Annotated in this window: 1 protein-coding gene; it reads right to left on the minus strand. The window is 67.2% G+C overall.

What is annotated here, in order from left to right; genetic code table 11:
- Positions 1 to 512 (minus strand): MFS transporter (locus QCD75_RS21895; protein WP_301231626.1); only part of this gene is annotated, 512 nt, incomplete at both ends.

A 512-nucleotide genomic window follows, 5' to 3' on the forward strand; every position in this document is an offset into this window, starting at 1 on the left:
GGCAGGCGCCATCCCCAGCTCTGCATCGAATCGGAACTGAGCAGCGCGGTGAGCAGGCCCGCGAGCAGGGAGCCCAGCAGCAGGCCCGCGGCCGTACTGGCCGGCACGACGGCGGCGTACAGCCCGCGCTTGTTGGCCGGGGCGTACTCCACGAGGAAGGCGGAGGCGCCGGCGTATTCACCGGAAGCGGAGAAGCCCTGCGCCACGCGGATGATCAGGAGCAGGATCGGAGCCCAGATGCCGATGGTGTCGTAGCCGGGGATCAGGGCGATGCAGAAGGTCGCTCCGGACATGATCAGGATGGACAGGGACAGTGCCGTCCGGCGCCCCACCCGGTCTCCGATGTGGCCCCAGACGAAGCCTCCGAGGGGCCGCACCAGGAACGAGATGGCGAACAGGGCGAAAGTCAGCAGGAGCCCTGTCTGTGGGTTGGATTCGGGGAAGAAGACCGCGGCGATGGTGACTGCCAGGTAACCGTAGACGGCGTAGTCAAACCACTCGACGAAGTTGCC

The organism is Arthrobacter sp. PsM3, assembly GCF_030433895.1.
In the GTDB taxonomy this organism is placed as follows: Bacteria; Actinomycetota; Actinomycetes; order Actinomycetales; family Micrococcaceae; genus Arthrobacter.